Below are 16,101 nucleotides of genomic sequence, written 5' to 3'. Positions count from 1 at the left end.
ATTGCCTTGCTAATCTCAGTCATATTGCTCGTGTTTTATTACATGATCACTGTGGTATACGACTGGGGGCTGGATGATTCCGTTCACTACTTCATGACATTAGAGGCAGAAAGCTACATTGAACACGGCACACCTGCTGCCAGCAATACATCGATCACGGTATATCCCACATACGATGCCCTGCCCCAACCTATCCAACAAGTCTTTGGAAATCAGGCTTGGGAGGAGGAAGAACTGTACTTCCAATCTCAAAACGATCAGTTCTTCTATTTAATGCCTTACTACAACTCCAACGCTGGCCAACTACTATTTGTTCTTCATACCAATTATGAATTATCCAATAACGAGATGGTCGGGCTATCTGTTGGTGAAATCGCCTCACTGTTGGCTTTAACCATAGCCGTACTCACCATCGGAGTAATACGCAACTTAGGCTGGTCATTGATAAAACCGATCAATGCATTACATGAGTGGAATCGTCAGAACTCAGCAACAAAACAGACCTTCACCAGTGCAGATCCCATACCTGATTTTCACTTTAATGAATTGAATGAGGCGGCAAAGCAAATTCGTCACTCGATGATAGAAATCAATCAGCGTAACGATAAAGAAAAACAGTTTCTACGGGTTTTAAGCCACGAACTAAGGACGCCTCTGGCCATTACCAAAGCCTCACTAGAGTTAATCCACAAAACCAAACCACAGTTAGATCCAAAGCTCGCCAATAAACTCAACAAGATTGAACGAGCCAATACCAATATGTGTGCCACCAGCGAAGTCCTACTGTGGCTATGGTCCGATGATTTAACCCAATTTAACACTCAACAGGTCGACTTGAATGAAATCATCAAGCAGGAAATAGAAAGCAATCAATATTTGGCAGCAAACAAAAGTGTAAATGTCAGCCTGTTTGAACACGAGGCGTTTATTGAGGCAAATCCTGTACTGGTGCAATTGTTGGTAAGAAATCTGGTAAGAAATGCCCTGCAATACAGTGCTGACGGCAATATCAATATTGATTTCCAACCTGATTCCGGTTTAACACTCATTAATCCAATCGCCAGCCAAGACAGTTCGATAAATGAACCCGATGATTATGGCTACGGTATCGGACTGTACCTGGTAACAACTCTCTGCGAGAAGATGAACTGGAAATGCGTAATTCAGCAAGATACGGAACAGTTTCAGGTGTATATCAAGAAACTAAGGTAACTGTCAGAGCAGGTATGAGCTAATCCATTTCAGACGAAAAACCCAGCTCTTCTGCTGGGTTTTCTCTCTTCTTTTGCTCTTAACCTACCTGCTTTCTTACTTTAAATTGCTGCATCAATTCTCTTAGCTCTTCGGCCAACTCAGCCAATTGCTGACCCGAGTTTGCCGTCTGTTCTGCGCCGCCAAGCACTTCTCTGCCTGACTGGCTAATACTGACAATACTCTGGTTAATCTCTTCAGAAGCGACCGACTGCTGCTCACAAATTGTGGCAACTTCAATATTCTTATGATTAATTTCATCAACAGACTGATTGAGCATTTGCAGAGATTCACTGGCAATGACGGCTTTGTCTGAACTCTCTTCTACCATCTGACGGCTAAGCTCCATAACCTCTACCGCTGATGTGGCCCTATTCTGTAACTGTTCTATCAGTTTGTGGATCTGAGAAGTCGCGTCCTGCGTACGCATAGCCAGAGAACGAACTTCATCTGCAACAACGGCGAATCCTCTTCCCTGCTCTCCAGCCCGAGCAGCCTCAATAGCGGCATTCAGTGCCAGAAGGTTGGTCTGATCCGCTATTTCAGTAATACTGGTAACAAAATCACCAATATTATTACTTTCAAGTTTTAGCTCATCGAGCTTGCCTGATGCATCCAGGACCTGGCTTGCCAGTCCAGTCACAGCCTGTTGATTCTCAGCGACTATCTGGCTTCCTTTATGCACTTCTTCACTCGCAGTCTGTGTCAGCTGAGATGTATTTAACGCATTGTCAGCGACCTGCTGAACAGTTGTTGACATCTCAGTCATGGCTGAAACGACATGTTCAGTGTTGAGTTGCTGGGCATTCATTGCCTGCGTAGTCTGCTCCGTGGCAGCAGCCATATCTGCCGCAGAAGTTGCAATTAGATCAGAAGACTGAAGAATTCGCACAATGGTCATCTCCATTTTTCTGGCCATATTATTCATGGCTTTTAATAGTTGACCAGTTTCATCACTGTGATCAGCATCAATAATAACTCGAAGATCACCATTAGCCATTTTATCTGATGCGTCTACAGCATATTTCAGAGGACGAGTAATCGTGATGGTAAAGCCGTACCCGCATGCGGCGCCAAAAAGAATAGCAATCGCACCAATAGCTATCATACCAATGATCGCGGCATGCTCATGTTCTTCAACAATGAGCAACGCATCCTCAGTCATCACTTCTACATCAACAAGGAACAACTCCAGATTATGGTTAAGCTTCTTCTGAGTCGACTCAAGAGCAGCAAGCCGACTTTCAGCCTCGACCAGATTGCCTTGCTCAACCTGCTTAATCAAATCATCAACATACTGCTCGTATTGCAAGTGTTGGGAGCGCAACTGCCGTAAACTAGTGCTCAGCGACTTTTCTTCATCCTTTAACCGTTCTGATGTGGCGTGCATCATGGCCTGCGCCAACAGCTTTTCCGCCTCATCTAGCTTGTTATTAATCGTAGCGTTCATGGCTGCGAAAGCCTGCCTGAAATATGTCAGGTTACTCTCTGTATCAGCATCTTTTAATCCCGCATTCCTTAGCGTCCGCTCGACCAACACGGCGGATTCTAACTGCTGAGTTGAAATAATGGTGGCAATATCTGTAAGGGGAATATCCTCAGAAGTAATGCCTTTCAGCTCTTCCCCAATTTGCGACAGCTTTAGATATCCATAGCCCGCTATGCACATCATAAGCACAAGTAGGGTGCTGACCAGAATCAGCATTTTGGTCGCAATTTTCAAATTTTTTATAAATTGCATACTAGCCTCAGTGAATAATTATCACTTTTATTATGTTATTCGGGTTCATATTAAGCGCTTGTAAGCCCCTCATTCAGTTAAAGGTGCTATTCATTGGCTCAGCCCATGTCGTATCTGCACAGAAAATCCCTTATTATTAAATGAGGGATGGGAAGTATGTAACCTTATGATTAAAATTGGTTTTTTCCGCTTCGACCACAGATACTTCTGTGCTCATAAGATTTACAATGAAAAAACCACCCATCATAAGCACCCTGGTGCGCATAATGCGGTTAGCTTATTTTTAATAGTAAGTTTAATCTCTTAACCCTCTGATAATAAAAATATGTTTTCGATATCATGTGATAACTATGCATCACCACTCATTTGCGAGCATAATATATTCTTTCTCTGTAATAATTTGAAACAATTTATTTATTTTTGAACTAAAAAAAAGACGGCGCATTAATTTAAACCTTGGCTATGCTGGAGCGACGATTACGCACAGCGCATCAGTACAAGGAACTGGAATTGGAAGAGAAGAAGGGAAGGCTTCAAGGATAGGTTTATCTGAATGTCAGGCAGAAAAAACCAGCACTCGGCTGGTTTCAATGCGACGGTTAAACTTGTGGACACACTATTCAAGTGTTTGTTGATTAGTACTCGCCTAACATCATAAATACATGTTCTTTTCATGCCACAACGCTATTTTCCAATAGGTTTTAATAGCTGATGGCGGATCCCATGATGAACGACCCAGATCAGCATTACAGTCATGGTTACCGAGATAAAGATTGAGCTAAATCGATATAAAATTGAAAAGAAAGCATCTTTCTGTTCCGGTATTACAGCTGTTGTAAGTGGAACCGAAAGTGCCGACATTGCAGAGAAAGCTATTGCTGATTTGATTTGTCCCTTGGTCTGCCAGTGGCAGAATGGCCCCATTGCAATAGTAAATGCCAACCAATAAAGGATTCCGTGACCAAACCAATTCCCTAATGTTAATTGCACGGCCAACCCAGCAATACACCCCAAACCAGTACCAATGATTCTGACTTTTGCCACAGCCATCGAACCAGCAAGGGTCATCGGTGCAATAATGATAATGATCGATGCCAGTGCCGATAGCGAATCATAGAGATCGGCAACCTGAAATACGATGAAAGCGGCCATAGACACAACCCACCCTAAAGCAACTTGTGCGATATAATCAATATCCTGCTTTACTGGCGTACTAATTTCACTTAAACCTGCATCTTTATCATCCGCAGGAAACAACCAAAATGCCAATGCACATATGGCAATATTTGCCAGCGTAATAACCCATAGATTGACATTGAAGTCTTCAATGTCGAAAAAGTCATAACTTGCAAAATTCAGAACAATTGACCCGACCAATAACCCCGTGAAACCAAATAGATACGTTTTTGGCTTCATCATCGCTATGCAATTAATCAGCATCATCACGCCAACTCCCACAATCAGCAAGGCGGGATACGGCTGAAGTAGCTCGACCAGTAACGTTGCGAGTATTGTTGTCCCAATAGCGGAAGCAACCACCATAAGTAACATGGGTAGATTAAAGCGCTCCAGTTTTCCCAGCACAAATAACGGTAGCATGATGGCAAAAAAACCATAAGACCAATCAAATATTATGCTGAGAGCCAACCCCAAAGAACAGCCAAACCATATGCGTAGTGTCTTCATAAAACCAAACTCAGTATATAAAGTGAAACCAACTGGCCAGATACACTTGAGTTTTTGCCATCAGTGACCAGAAAGTATTGCCTGGTGGGTATAGAACTATGGTTGCTCTTGAGCCAACAAACAGTGAATTTGGCAGACGTTCATTATTCTCTAGGTTAACCCGAGTACGCTGTGCATCACGCACCCACCGGTTGTTTTTTTCTACTTGCGTTAGCGAACCATTGGGTTGCTGCTGAGCTGCAGCCACGCCGTAATCTCGGCTTACGATAGAGAAGCGATACACCTCTCCCGGGTTTGCATCAAAGGTGACTAACGCAGAATAGTTCGCATCAACATCTGCAACGGACTTTTCTCGAAAGTCAGCTGCAACCCACAAAGAGCCTGTCGGAACAAATGTGAGCAAAGGTGAATTCATCCTCGCCGTCGTTCCCACTTCAAGCTGCAGGTTCGTAACCACACCGTCACTTGGTGCCGTTACAACAGTATGCGATAAATCCAACTGCGCTCTGTTAACCATATTTTTCGCTAACAATACCGCCGTACTTTGACCTTTCCCATCCCCCAATTGTGCTTCAATCACTTTAAGATTTTGCTTCTGTGCTCGAAGGGTCGCTCTTGCAATATGATCCTGAGCCGCAGCATTGTCGACCTTAGATTGCGAGATCACGTTTTTCTGCGATAGCTTTTCAAGTCTCTGATACTCGCGGTGTGCATTATTATAGCTGGCAAGTGCTCGGCTAATATCGGCCTGTGCAGCCTCTCTTTGCGAATATAAAGTCGCTTCTTTCTCAAATGCAGACTTTAGAGACAAGTTAGCTTTATCCAGCGCAATGATATATTTGCGATCATCTATTTCAAATAATGCCTCACCTTGCTTTACTTTTTGATTGTTCCGAACATAAACCTGAGTAATTTTACCTGTTACCTCAGGTGCTACTTGAACAACATACCCCAGGACTCGACCTTCTGTTGTTAAAGGGGCATGACGATCAGCAACAATGATATAAGCAAATACTAGAATAAAGCAGACAATGAGAATACGCATCCAATTTTTAAACTGTTGATCAGCATTCATTATGAATTCCATAAATACAAATTTTCGGCCGATTATAGAGAAAGCTATTGAGATTCAGTAGAATGACATTTAGCACACTTATGACCTAAAATCAGAACAATGAAAGTAAACTTCAACGACCTCAGGCTGTTTATTCAAACCGTGGAGCATGGTGGTATTAGCTCAGCGGCGGCTGCCAATAAGATCCAGCGATCAAAAATCAGTCGCCGATTACAAGAACTTGAAGCTGCATTGGGGTGTCAGCTCCTCATTCGCACCACTCGAACCATTGAGCTGACAGAGAAAGGTAAACAACTGTACGAACTGGCATCACAGCCCATCGCCAAGTTAGAACAAGGGATAGGCGTATTTAGCGAGCAGCAGCAAAGCCTCACTGGCACAGTTAGAATTGCGATTCCGACGGCTATCATGACTCTGTCAGCTTTCAAAGAAATCATAACCAAATACACAAGCCGTTTTCCAAACATAAGCGTTGAGATTGAAAACCACCAGGAAAGTGTTGACTTGAAACGACAAGCCTTTGATCTTCAACTACTACCGAGTGTCGCTAAAGTGAGCGATGATAGCTATATCCAATTTAGCCTGCTTTCTTACCGCAGTCATCTGGTTGCATCAAAGCACTACCTATCAGAACATCTCCCAATTACATCAATGGAAGATCTGAAAACTCACCGTCTATTGACCAACCGCTATAACGCCAATCTAATTCCTTCAGAACTCCATGTTTCAGTCAAATCGGATGACCTAAACCTGCTAAGAACAATGGCCATTGACGGTAGTGGGATTGCATTTATTCCTGAAGCTCATTCAAGAAAAGCTGTTGAAGCAGGGCTACTCGAAGAAGTGATGCCTTGCTTTGAGTATCCAGATCATCAAATCACTTTAATCTACCCTTCAGCTTTTTTTCTTCCAGAGAAAATTAAAATTCTGATTGAATTGTTTAGGGAATATTTTTAGCCGTCGCTGATGAGTGCTTGGTGCTCATCAGTCTACTGCCCTCAGCCTGCAAGGATCTATCTAGTCTTCGGGTCTCTCTTTATCTTGCTAATTGAAGCCTAAACAATGCCATACTCCCTTTTTCAACAGACATGCACAATATCATTAGCGGACATCCACCGTCCTATTTTTAGGTTACATGTGTTGAATTATTCACGCTACAGATAGAGAGTGATAACCTCTATAATTGAAATTCATTCCGATGATACCGCTACAAACCTTCATGACAGTTAATACAAGGGTTGGTGAGTATTGAAGTGTTCAGTTCATTGGTGAGATCATGATGTAGCTAACGACAATTACTATCCAATGTTGTAGTAACAAAAATTGAACAAGAACTGGGGTCTTCATGAGAATTGACATATATCAGCTTGCTGTTGAGATACTAGTAATATTTGCCAACTACTTGCTCATTCTACTTTCACCCTACCTAATACTAGGTATCTTACTAAGAATTAGTCGAGCAAAGAGAAATAAAGTTACTAAATAACGACTAATTAATCGTCCATGCGCTTGAACTATACCGATTAATCACTTTATCAGATATTTAAGCTTTTTTTTCTGCTCGTACATGTATCTGTCTGCATTTGCAAGCAACTGCTGAATACTAATATCTTGGCCATGATAAATAGAGTAACCGATACTTAAAGAAGGTTGAATCTGATTGCCACACCATACAAGGGAATCTGACTCAACTGATTGATAGATATGTTTAACAATCTTTTTAATCTGCTCTTGTCTAGAAACACCCCGGAGGACGACCATAAACTCATCTCCTCCAAACCGCGATACTGTATCCGAAACGCGTACAGTATCTACCAGCCGACTTGCAACATATTTTAATAATTCATCACCAGCCTCATGACCTAAATTATCATTCACTAACTTAAAGCCGTTTAAGTCAATGTACAGTAAAGCGAAAGGCTGTTTATTATCGGCAGGTGCCATCAATCGTTCCAGCAGTGTAATAATAAATCGACGGTTGGGTATCCGTGTCAGCTCATCATGTAACGAATCTTTGTGTGCATTCTTATAGCTCCGATACAAAAGGACGACTGAGAAATAGCAAATTAGAGCAACGAAACCGCCAATAGATCGGACGACAGCTTCAGTAAATTGAATCTGTTCAATATTTCTAAGTTGAAAATTTGCTGCCAAAAGCAACTTACCGGTCGGCAAGTTAATTGGGAATTCCAAATCAGAATCGCCAAATGTGCCTGCTTTGCCATAAAAAACCGGTCCTGTAGAGCCATCTAACCTCTGCTTTCGAAGCGAAATCTCTGCGCCCTCAAAGGTTGATAGTCCAGAGTCATCGAGTATTTCCTCATAGTCCATGACCACGCTCACACTCCCCCAATAATCTCCATTCGTAGGATAATCTGAGAAAATTGGATAACGGGCTATTATAGCGACGCCTCCTTGTACTAGCTCGACAGGACCAGCAATGTAGACGCTCTGTAACTCTTTAGCAAACATCACTGTTTTATATTGCTCGGGACGAGTTCTGAAGTCGAAACCAACGGCAGCCTCGTTCCCTTCTAGTGGGTAAACATGAGTGATGACATTGTCAGGAGCAATGCCGACATTACGAACATAACGAGCTTTACCAAGAAGTTTTCCTGCAATAATCGTCCAGTTTTCTTTCGCAAAATCAGGATCAATAGAAACCACTGTTGCAAGGCTATCGGCAAGGTAAGTATCTTTATAAATGCCTGCTTCTATATTGGAGCGAACTAGAGCCAGATTCTGGTGAATGCTTTCCTTCTCGTTACTAATTTCCAGTTCAACAAAAAAATCAGTTACCGTGTTCACGACAAATACAGAAGCAGCTACGAAAATCGCAGTGAGCAACATAAATAAAAACTTTTCTATTGGGCTTGAGCCTGAAAACATGAAACTCCTGAGCTATTAATTCTTAAATTGCGCCGCTTGTCATATCGATAGACAACAAATTGCTGCATTATAACTGATATATTTATCAGCTAACAGCTTTAATAATAACCGCCCGCAATAGCAACCACTTGCACATGAGTATTCAACATTTAGCATAAATTGATTACTATCATATCAGTAACATGCAAATACAACTCCCTAACAATCCACCAACTCATTTCAGTGGATACATTATTCATAACGTCGCTAATTTTCGCCACACTCTAAAAAGGTTTGAATGTTTTATAATAATTCTTAGCTATGAACATTGTCGCTTTACTCAGCGACAATGTTCGAACTCCTCTTAGGAGTAGTTTACCGGAAGTAAGCGACTTGATTAGCTAAATCTACTGACAGCTTCTTCAATTGGCTTGCCCTCTCAGCTGTCTTTTCTGTTGTACTATAGTTGCTCTTATTTAACGAGCTGATCTCATTGACGCTCATCGCGATATCTTGCGTAACATGGGCTTGCTCCTCAGACGTAGCTGCAATAGCTTCAGACTTCACGGCAATCACATCTACCTGACTGGCAATGTTGTCTAACATCTCACCCGCCTGAGCAACCTGCCGGGTGACAGACGTGCCTTTCAGTTGGCTCTCTGACATCATCTCAACCGCACTCGAGGTGTTGATTTTGAGCTGTTCGATAATAGCAACAACATCTTTAACCGAGCCCTGCGTCCGCTGTGCCAAACTTCTCACCTCATCAGCAACAACAGCAAAACCCCGGCCCTGCTCACCAGCACGTGCCGCTTCAATCGCGGCATTTAATGCCAACAGGTTTGTCTGCTCGGCAATATCGTTGATCATATTAGTAACAGCCTGAATATTATCGCTTTCACGGCTAAGTGTCTCGATCACTTCTGCAGTCTGACCTAATTGATGATTCAACGACTCAACGTCAGAAACGACTTTCCTAACCAAAGCCGAGCCACTATTACTGTCCTCATTCGCAGTTTGAACATTATCCGCAATTTCTTCTACCTGTTCGGCAACCGACTGTGCTGACGCAGCTAGCTCTTCAATTGCAGTAGCAACCTGTTCAACCTGTGCTTGCTGAACTTCAGATTGCGATAAATTTGCTCTTGCTTCATCTGAAACACTCACGGCTTGTTGTTGAACCGAATCGCTGGTTTTTCGTATATTGTTGACCAAACGATTTAGCTTGGTAGCCATAGTAGAGGTAGCGTAGCTCAGACGCTCGATTTCATTCTTTGTATCAGCATGTCCTCCCTCCATTGCCATACTGATTTCACCATCACCTAGCCTCTCCATGCCTCGAACCAAAGAGACAAGAGGCTTTGTCAGTCGGTGTATGAAAACATTAATAGCAATAAGTGTGAGAACAGTAACAACAAAAGAAATTGTGACGATTGAGAATAATATCTCACGGCTACCTTTGGTTACTTCGCTGATAAACGTTCCTCCAGCCAGTTTCCAGTTCCAGCCGGGAACATCCGTATAAACTAGATACTTTTCACCAACTGAGTTCAGGTAATGATAAGGGTACATCATCACGCCCGTTTTATGCTCAAATAACTTACCAAACGGTTTATTTCCATCGTAATCAGTAAAATCAAGAATCGACTTCGGTTTTTCAGCAGCTAGCGGATGGTACAGTATTTCGCCCTGATTCTTTATAGCATTGTCCATGACAATGCTATAACCCGTATCGCCCCATTTAACATCAGCTAATGTTGAAAAAATGGACTGGGTTACTGCTTCGATAGGAATCCCAACAAAAGACAACGCTTTTACGCTACCAACTGAGTCCTTAATCGGAAAATAATAAGTTAGATAAAGGTGTCCAAATAGTTCGACCTTCGCATGATATGGCTGGCCATTGCTTAACAGGTTATATCCAGGGTGACTTCTACCCAGCATAGTACCAATAGCCCGGTTCCCATTTTGATCTTTCAATGAGGTAGATACCCGAATAAAATCATCGCCAGTGGCAACGAATAAAGTCGCAATAGCTGATGTATCTTGTGTAAAACGGTCAATGACAGCCGAGTTATTAATCAGAGATTGACCATTTAAACGAACATCTTTTACGGCATGACCTGAAAAATAAAATGGGTCCGTTCCAAAAGACAAGCCATTCAGATAACCTCCTCGAAAAGCTTTTTCCATTTGGCGTGTACTCTCAAGGTAAACATTAAACTCATCTGAAATCATCTCAGCCAAAGCCTCCAACTTCGACTGATGTGCTTTCATAGTTTGTTCAAGAAAAATCGTTGATGTATTTTTGTACACCACGACTGAAATAGAAGAAAATGCAATAACAAGGACAAGACTAATACAGATTCTCAGCTGAAAACGGATACTTCTATTATTCATATTATACCACCGTAATTTTCCAGTTTTATATTAACTTATAATTATGTTTTTAAAATCATGCTCATTAAGATTCATAGTAATAGCCCAAACCAACACAACTTTTTTTGACACGATCATAAATAATTAAAAGTTTGCGCCTTTTGTACATTTCAATATAAATCAAGCAAAAATAGAATCAATACAAGCAAAAATACACTTTGCTCACTCACTCTTTTTTAACTAAACTTCATGCAGGATCGTATTATTCTATCGCTCATAACTCTTCTTAACCAAAAGATAGCAATATAAAGATAAACCTCTGATTAACAACAGAAGTTTGACGAAAGTGACAGGCTAGATCAAAAAAAATCTCTCGTAATTATAATATTTCTATAAAGGCATAAGCGAGAAGAAAATAAAACACAGCCATCTCTAATGTATCAATAATTAGTTGAATGATGTCTACGCTCATGGCTTTCCTTGACTTTTACAAAATATTGCTGTGCTTTAAGATTACAATTATAAAATTACCACACATCATACAAGCAATATATGGCTTAACGTGGAATTGCGCATTTTGTACAATGCTCTATTGAGAGCGGAATTTTATTACATGCGTGTAATTATCATTTACGGTTATTCTCATGGTTTATTAAGTTAAATCTTATCTGATCACATATCAATCGTTGAACGAAATACATCAATAAAATATATATCATACAATATCTAACACATCGAAAAATTATCACCGCTCCACTTAAAAGTATGACAAATAATATCTAAAAATGTACTATCATCACACAAATAACCAATTTAACTAAAGCATTGCAAACAAACAATAAAACAAATAACGCAAACAAAATTGCGCATTTTGTACATTTCCCCAAGACATAAACAATCATTATCAATTTTTATCTATAATTCAAAGATATACATCATGAACTATTTTGACAGACATTTTTATGCCTAAACCGTATTTCACAAAATAATAATTAAGCGGTGGACATTGCTTTTTACATATAATAGTGTGACATTCATTCCAAAAAAAACAGATACCAACTTTGGTACTAACAACATAAAAATGATTATAAAAGATTCTCTTAGTCATAATGATATTGAGCAGTTTGCTGCTTCCTTATCTCATCTTGATCAAACTGTAAAACAATTATCTGGACGCACTTTCAATTTTTCCAATGAGTTGGTTATGTTTCCGAAGGTTATGTTGTCAAGAATTAGTATTGGAGAGCAAGCCATGTTTCATGGTGTTTGTCAAAGTGAGCATTTCGCATTTACCATTCCTAACAATGACACCGCCATAAAAGTTAATGGCATACAAGTCAATGCCGATGATAGCTTGTACATTATGCCACCATCAGAAGAGATTATCGCTTTATTTGAGCAAGAATTAAATGGCTACCATTTTAGTATTGATAGTAAATTCTTGGCTAAACATTTAGGCCATGATTTACATTCTTCATTGATACAAAAGTCTGAGATCATAAGATCAGGGAAGACAAATTTTAATTCGTATCAAAATTTCAAAAAACAGCTGTTCAGAAACATCGACTATTCACTCAAACACAGCGATAGCCTATCCGAAATGGCCGTATTGGACATACAATGCTATATCGCCAACGCAATAAGAATACTCTTTATAAACAATAAAGATGAACTAAAGAAAACAAAAATCCCATACAATAAACGCCATGCAATAGTTACAAGAGCGCTTGAATACATTAACAGCAATAATAACATCTTCCTGTCAGTGCCAGATATAGCAGAGCAATGTTATTGCAGCATCAGAACATTAGAGTATGCCTTTAAACAGTTACTTTCCGTTACACCTAAGCAGTATTTGACGATTAGACGCATGTATATGATTAGGCAGGAATTAACTTTTAAAAATTGTATAAACATCACTCAGGTGTTAAACCTGTACGGTGTCATTAATCAAGGTCGTTTTAGTAAAGACTATTTTAAAATGTTTGGTGAATACCCGAAGAACACACTAAAGAGTCACTAAAGCAAAGTTAACACCTATAAGAACGACAATAATGCAACAAGTATCATTCTAAAAATGATAAAGAAACCCTGTACTTATGGAGAAAAGCTCGGCATCACGGAAATTTATATCTGAGTTTGATTTAGCATAAACTCCACTAATAAAACCACTTAGTGCCGAGTACCCAAAGAGTTTATGCTTAAATAATAATGCACTGATACCAAAATCCTTTGCATCAGCTTTTCGAGAATATAATGGATTTTCGCTATCAAAATCACTTTTGCTTACATACAAATTCTGTACAATAGACCAGTGTTGTGTCGTATAACTATATGTCATTTTAATACCAACACTATGATACTTTTCAGCTACACCATCTATGTCAGCTATCTTGTAGATGAAAGCAGGTGTCAATGTCTTTTGATTCGACAAAGTCCAATAATACGAAATTTCAGACTGAGAAATAGTCCCATTTCGATCAAGCTTTGAAATTTCATTTTCTGTAATCGAGTTACCTTTAATAGTTTTTCCCACTAAACTGTGACCACTTCGTTCCTTATCGACATCTATATTTCGATAGGTGTATGTAAGGTTTACTTTACTGCCTAATATGTCACTCCACGCCAATCGCCCCCCATGGGATTTGCGATCAGTATCATCACGCTCAACATTCGTCTCATAAGGGTCTTGCCATACCTCTCCCGGCATAGCAGAGAAAACAAAACTTCCGGAGATAACACCTTTGTTACCAATTTGCTGTCGAATACCAAGTTGTTGAGTATAATCAAATCGAACAACATCTTGAATCAAGCTACCCAAAAAAAGTTGTGTTCGACTCTCAGCAAAAGTATAGCGGATATCCACATTAAAACTCGGTGTAAAAACACCCTGTGAATTAGGTTTCCCGGATATATTAACCACCTGTTCTTCGCCATCTGGCCCAGTATAATAGTTTGATTTATAATTTGTATAACCTCCACCAGCCATGAAGAAACCTGACCAACCAGTATCTTGCGGAATAGAAAATGGATTTGCCTGTACAAAACAAGAAATAACCAAACACCCTATAACTAAATAACACTTGTACATATAAGCCTCATTTTAACGAACTCATTTGATAAATAATAAGCCGCCGGATAAACTCATAACCACTACATTTATTAAAACACATAGTCTTGCATACTAATGAAACCACAATAAAAATCATGTTACAATTTGCAGATAATATTTCATCGATAATCTTTTTGATATCCTCAGCGACTCGCTTAACCGTTACCAACACTTAATAAATATACAATACCTATTCTTCATCTAAAGAGAAAATGACATAATTTGAGTTGACACTATGAGCATATTGAATAAGATAAATTTGTGCTGGTTTAATTTATTTTCTTACTATTGAATACAACTCAGCTCTCCCGATAGTTTAGTTTTATCAGACAGAATTATTAAGGCATCTTCAAATAAGTTGGTCACTTAAAGAAAAGTAGTCTTTATTCTACTCTTATCAGTATCATCGGTTTACTTATATCTTTAAGCCTCTAACAACATCGATTGATATTCATCATAATTTTTCATTAATGCAACCCTTGCACCTCTTCAGACATAACACTGCAAACTTATCCACCAACAGTGTCAAAGCAGATTACGACTAACTATATGCACCTTACCTTATATATCTTTCGTCAGTTCTTATCATTGGCCAACCGCGCCTTGTCATTCAGATTATTTCCCCCTTTGTCGGGGCGATTCAGGTTTCATTCAACTATATTCATCACAATGTTCCAATACTCACGCTCATGTATGTGAAGTCCATGTTTACCTTTCACCTCTGCAGTACAAACGTGATATTATTCGCAGTTTCAATAATGATAAATATATTAATACAGAAGACAGTCGAAACTGATAGTTTCCAATAAGAACCTATTATTTTTTCCATTTACAATAGATAACGAACATCAATAGAGGATAGTAATGGACCGATTGACCAGTATCGAAATCTTCGTCAGGGCTGTAGAATGCGGCTCATTTGCATCTGTCGCTGAAGAGAAAAATCTTAGCGCGCAAATGGTTGGCAAACATGTTCGTGGGCTGGAGGCATTGCTGGGCACCAAATTACTGTATAAGTCGACTCGAAGCCAAAGCCTGACAACTGCTGGCGAGCATTATTACCACCGATGCAAAAATATCCTTGCAGAGCTACGTGCCGCTGAAGAAGATATCCATCGAACGATAAATGAACCATCCGGTAAACTGAATATTGCATCCAGTGTCAATTTTGGTATCAGCATACTTGCACCGATAATAGCTAAATTCCACAACGACTACCCAAAAATGAATGTCGATATATGCCTAACCAATCAACCGATCGACTTATCAGAAGAGAGCTATGACATTATTTTCAGTGATCATACACAAGGTTATGAATCTTTCATTGCACAAAGAATCAGAAGCTATTCATTGATTGCCTGTGCTTCCCCATGTTATCTCGATCGGTACGGTACACCACAGCATCCAAATGAGTTAGTCCATCATCAGTGCCTAGAAAACAGACTAGGTAAAAATAGTAAACATTGGCGATTTACCGATGGCGAAAAGCTTTACACACCAGAAATCGCATCTCGGTTAGCCATAAACAGTGGACAAGCAATTCTCAATGCAGCTTTAGAAGGCGCAGGCATTACACTCCAGCCAACTTCACAAATAACCGACGCTTTAAAAAATGGGCGATTGGTTCAAATATTAGCAGACTATCCTTTAAAAAAAATAAACATGTATATGATCTATCTTCCGCATCTCCGTAATACGGCAAAACTGAATGCACTTCAAAAGTATTTTGTTGAAGAATGATTTAATCTTAAAATCACTATTTAAGTAGAAGTAATTATCATGTTTTATTTCTACTTTCCCTCCATAAAACGCAGACATATTTTAGCTTTGTGCACATGTATATACGCACTCAATAGCTTAACACTCGAATTTCTCGATTTGATTAATTTCAACTACGCTTTATTCATAATAGATCAATAAATAGACAATCGAAGCTATTTAGACTGCTTTAGGTCCTTTGATTGTTGACTTTAAATCACCTCTCAACAT

At 39.7% G+C, this 16,101-nt stretch carries 10 protein-coding genes; 4 read left to right on the top strand and 6 right to left on the bottom strand.

Translation table 11 applies throughout. The features are described from left to right. Positions 1–51 precede the first annotated feature (51 nt). The gene (locus tag EIZ48_RS29890; protein WP_160648350.1) at positions 52–1,212 is read left to right on the top strand and encodes a histidine kinase dimerization/phospho-acceptor domain-containing protein; all 1,161 of its coding nucleotides are present in this window, start codon (positions 52–54) and stop codon (positions 1,210–1,212) included. A 79-nt stretch (positions 1,213–1,291) separates the two neighbouring features. On the opposite strand, the gene EIZ48_RS01475 is transcribed toward EIZ48_RS29890, so the two are convergent. From EIZ48_RS01475 to EIZ48_RS01465, 3 genes are all read right to left on the bottom strand, one after another. After that, positions 1,292–2,992 carry a methyl-accepting chemotaxis protein gene (locus tag EIZ48_RS01475; RefSeq protein ID WP_160648349.1) on the bottom strand — a complete coding sequence of 567 codons (1,701 nt, stop codon included), beginning with the start codon at positions 2,990–2,992 and terminating at the stop codon, positions 1,292–1,294. A gap of 684 nt (positions 2,993–3,676) precedes the next feature. Beyond that, positions 3,677–4,678, bottom strand: a complete 1,002-nt coding sequence (locus tag EIZ48_RS01470) for a DUF2955 domain-containing protein (RefSeq protein ID WP_160648348.1) — start codon at positions 4,676–4,678, stop codon at positions 3,677–3,679. 10 nt (positions 4,679–4,688) lie between these two features. Next, the gene (locus tag EIZ48_RS01465) at positions 4,689–5,753 is read right to left on the bottom strand and encodes an HlyD family secretion protein (RefSeq protein WP_160648347.1); all 1,065 of its coding nucleotides are present in this window, start codon (positions 5,751–5,753) and stop codon (positions 4,689–4,691) included. 99 nt (positions 5,754–5,852) lie between these two features. Between EIZ48_RS01465 and EIZ48_RS01460 the strand changes: the two genes are divergently transcribed. Then, positions 5,853–6,710, top strand: coding sequence for a LysR family transcriptional regulator (locus tag EIZ48_RS01460; RefSeq protein WP_160648346.1), 858 nt, complete (start codon positions 5,853–5,855; stop codon positions 6,708–6,710). A gap of 570 nt (positions 6,711–7,280) precedes the next feature. On the opposite strand, the gene EIZ48_RS01455 is transcribed toward EIZ48_RS01460, so the two are convergent. Together EIZ48_RS01455 and EIZ48_RS01450 are read right to left on the bottom strand one after the other, a co-directional pair. Further along, a complete protein-coding gene (locus EIZ48_RS01455; protein ID WP_160648345.1) occupies positions 7,281–8,642 on the bottom strand; it encodes a diguanylate cyclase domain-containing protein in 1,362 nt (453 codons plus the stop codon). Positions 8,643–8,996: 354 nt separating this feature from the next. Beyond that, entirely contained in the window at positions 8,997–11,021 is a 2,025-nt protein-coding gene (locus EIZ48_RS01450; protein ID WP_160648344.1) for a methyl-accepting chemotaxis protein, read from the bottom strand. 1,006 nt (positions 11,022–12,027) lie between these two features. Between EIZ48_RS01450 and EIZ48_RS29885 the strand changes: the two genes are divergently transcribed. Next, positions 12,028–13,023, top strand: a complete 996-nt coding sequence (locus tag EIZ48_RS29885; RefSeq protein ID WP_160648343.1) for a helix-turn-helix domain-containing protein — start codon at positions 12,028–12,030, stop codon at positions 13,021–13,023. Positions 13,024–13,071: 48 nt separating this feature from the next. On the opposite strand, the gene EIZ48_RS01440 is transcribed toward EIZ48_RS29885, so the two are convergent. Beyond that, positions 13,072–14,091 carry a DUF2860 family protein gene (locus EIZ48_RS01440; protein WP_160648342.1) on the bottom strand — a complete coding sequence of 340 codons (1,020 nt, stop codon included), beginning with the start codon at positions 14,089–14,091 and terminating at the stop codon, positions 13,072–13,074. 885 nt (positions 14,092–14,976) lie between these two features. Here EIZ48_RS01440 and EIZ48_RS01435 point away from each other — a divergent pair. Then, positions 14,977–15,852, top strand: coding sequence for a LysR family transcriptional regulator (locus EIZ48_RS01435; RefSeq protein ID WP_160648341.1), 876 nt, complete (start codon positions 14,977–14,979; stop codon positions 15,850–15,852). The last annotated feature ends 249 nt before the right edge of the window (positions 15,853–16,101 follow it).

This window comes from Photobacterium alginatilyticum (genome assembly GCF_009910675.1).
Lineage (GTDB): Bacteria > Pseudomonadota > Gammaproteobacteria > Enterobacterales > Vibrionaceae > Photobacterium > Photobacterium alginatilyticum.
Note: the sequence above shows the minus strand (reverse complement) of the source record. Positions and strands in the feature narration are given on the sequence as shown.

Bases quoted from the DNA above. Each gene is read 5' to 3' on its own strand.
- EIZ48_RS01475 (WP_160648349.1), bottom strand. From the start codon at position 2,992: ATGCAATTTATAAAAAATTTGAAAATTGCGACCAAAATGCTGATTCTG.
- EIZ48_RS01470 (WP_160648348.1), bottom strand. From the start codon at position 4,678: ATGAAGACACTACGCATATGGTTTGGCTGTTCTTTGGGGTTGGCTCTC.
- EIZ48_RS01465 (WP_160648347.1), bottom strand. From the start codon at position 5,753: ATGAATGCTGATCAACAGTTTAAAAATTGGATGCGTATTCTCATTGTC.
- EIZ48_RS01460 (WP_160648346.1), top strand. From the start codon at position 5,853: ATGAAAGTAAACTTCAACGACCTCAGGCTGTTTATTCAAACCGTGGAG.
- EIZ48_RS01455 (WP_160648345.1), bottom strand. From the start codon at position 8,642: ATGTTTTCAGGCTCAAGCCCAATAGAAAAGTTTTTATTTATGTTGCTC.
- EIZ48_RS01450 (WP_160648344.1), bottom strand. From the start codon at position 11,021: ATGAATAATAGAAGTATCCGTTTTCAGCTGAGAATCTGTATTAGTCTT.
- EIZ48_RS01440 (WP_160648342.1), bottom strand. From the start codon at position 14,091: ATGTACAAGTGTTATTTAGTTATAGGGTGTTTGGTTATTTCTTGTTTT.
- EIZ48_RS01435 (WP_160648341.1), top strand. From the start codon at position 14,977: ATGGACCGATTGACCAGTATCGAAATCTTCGTCAGGGCTGTAGAATGC.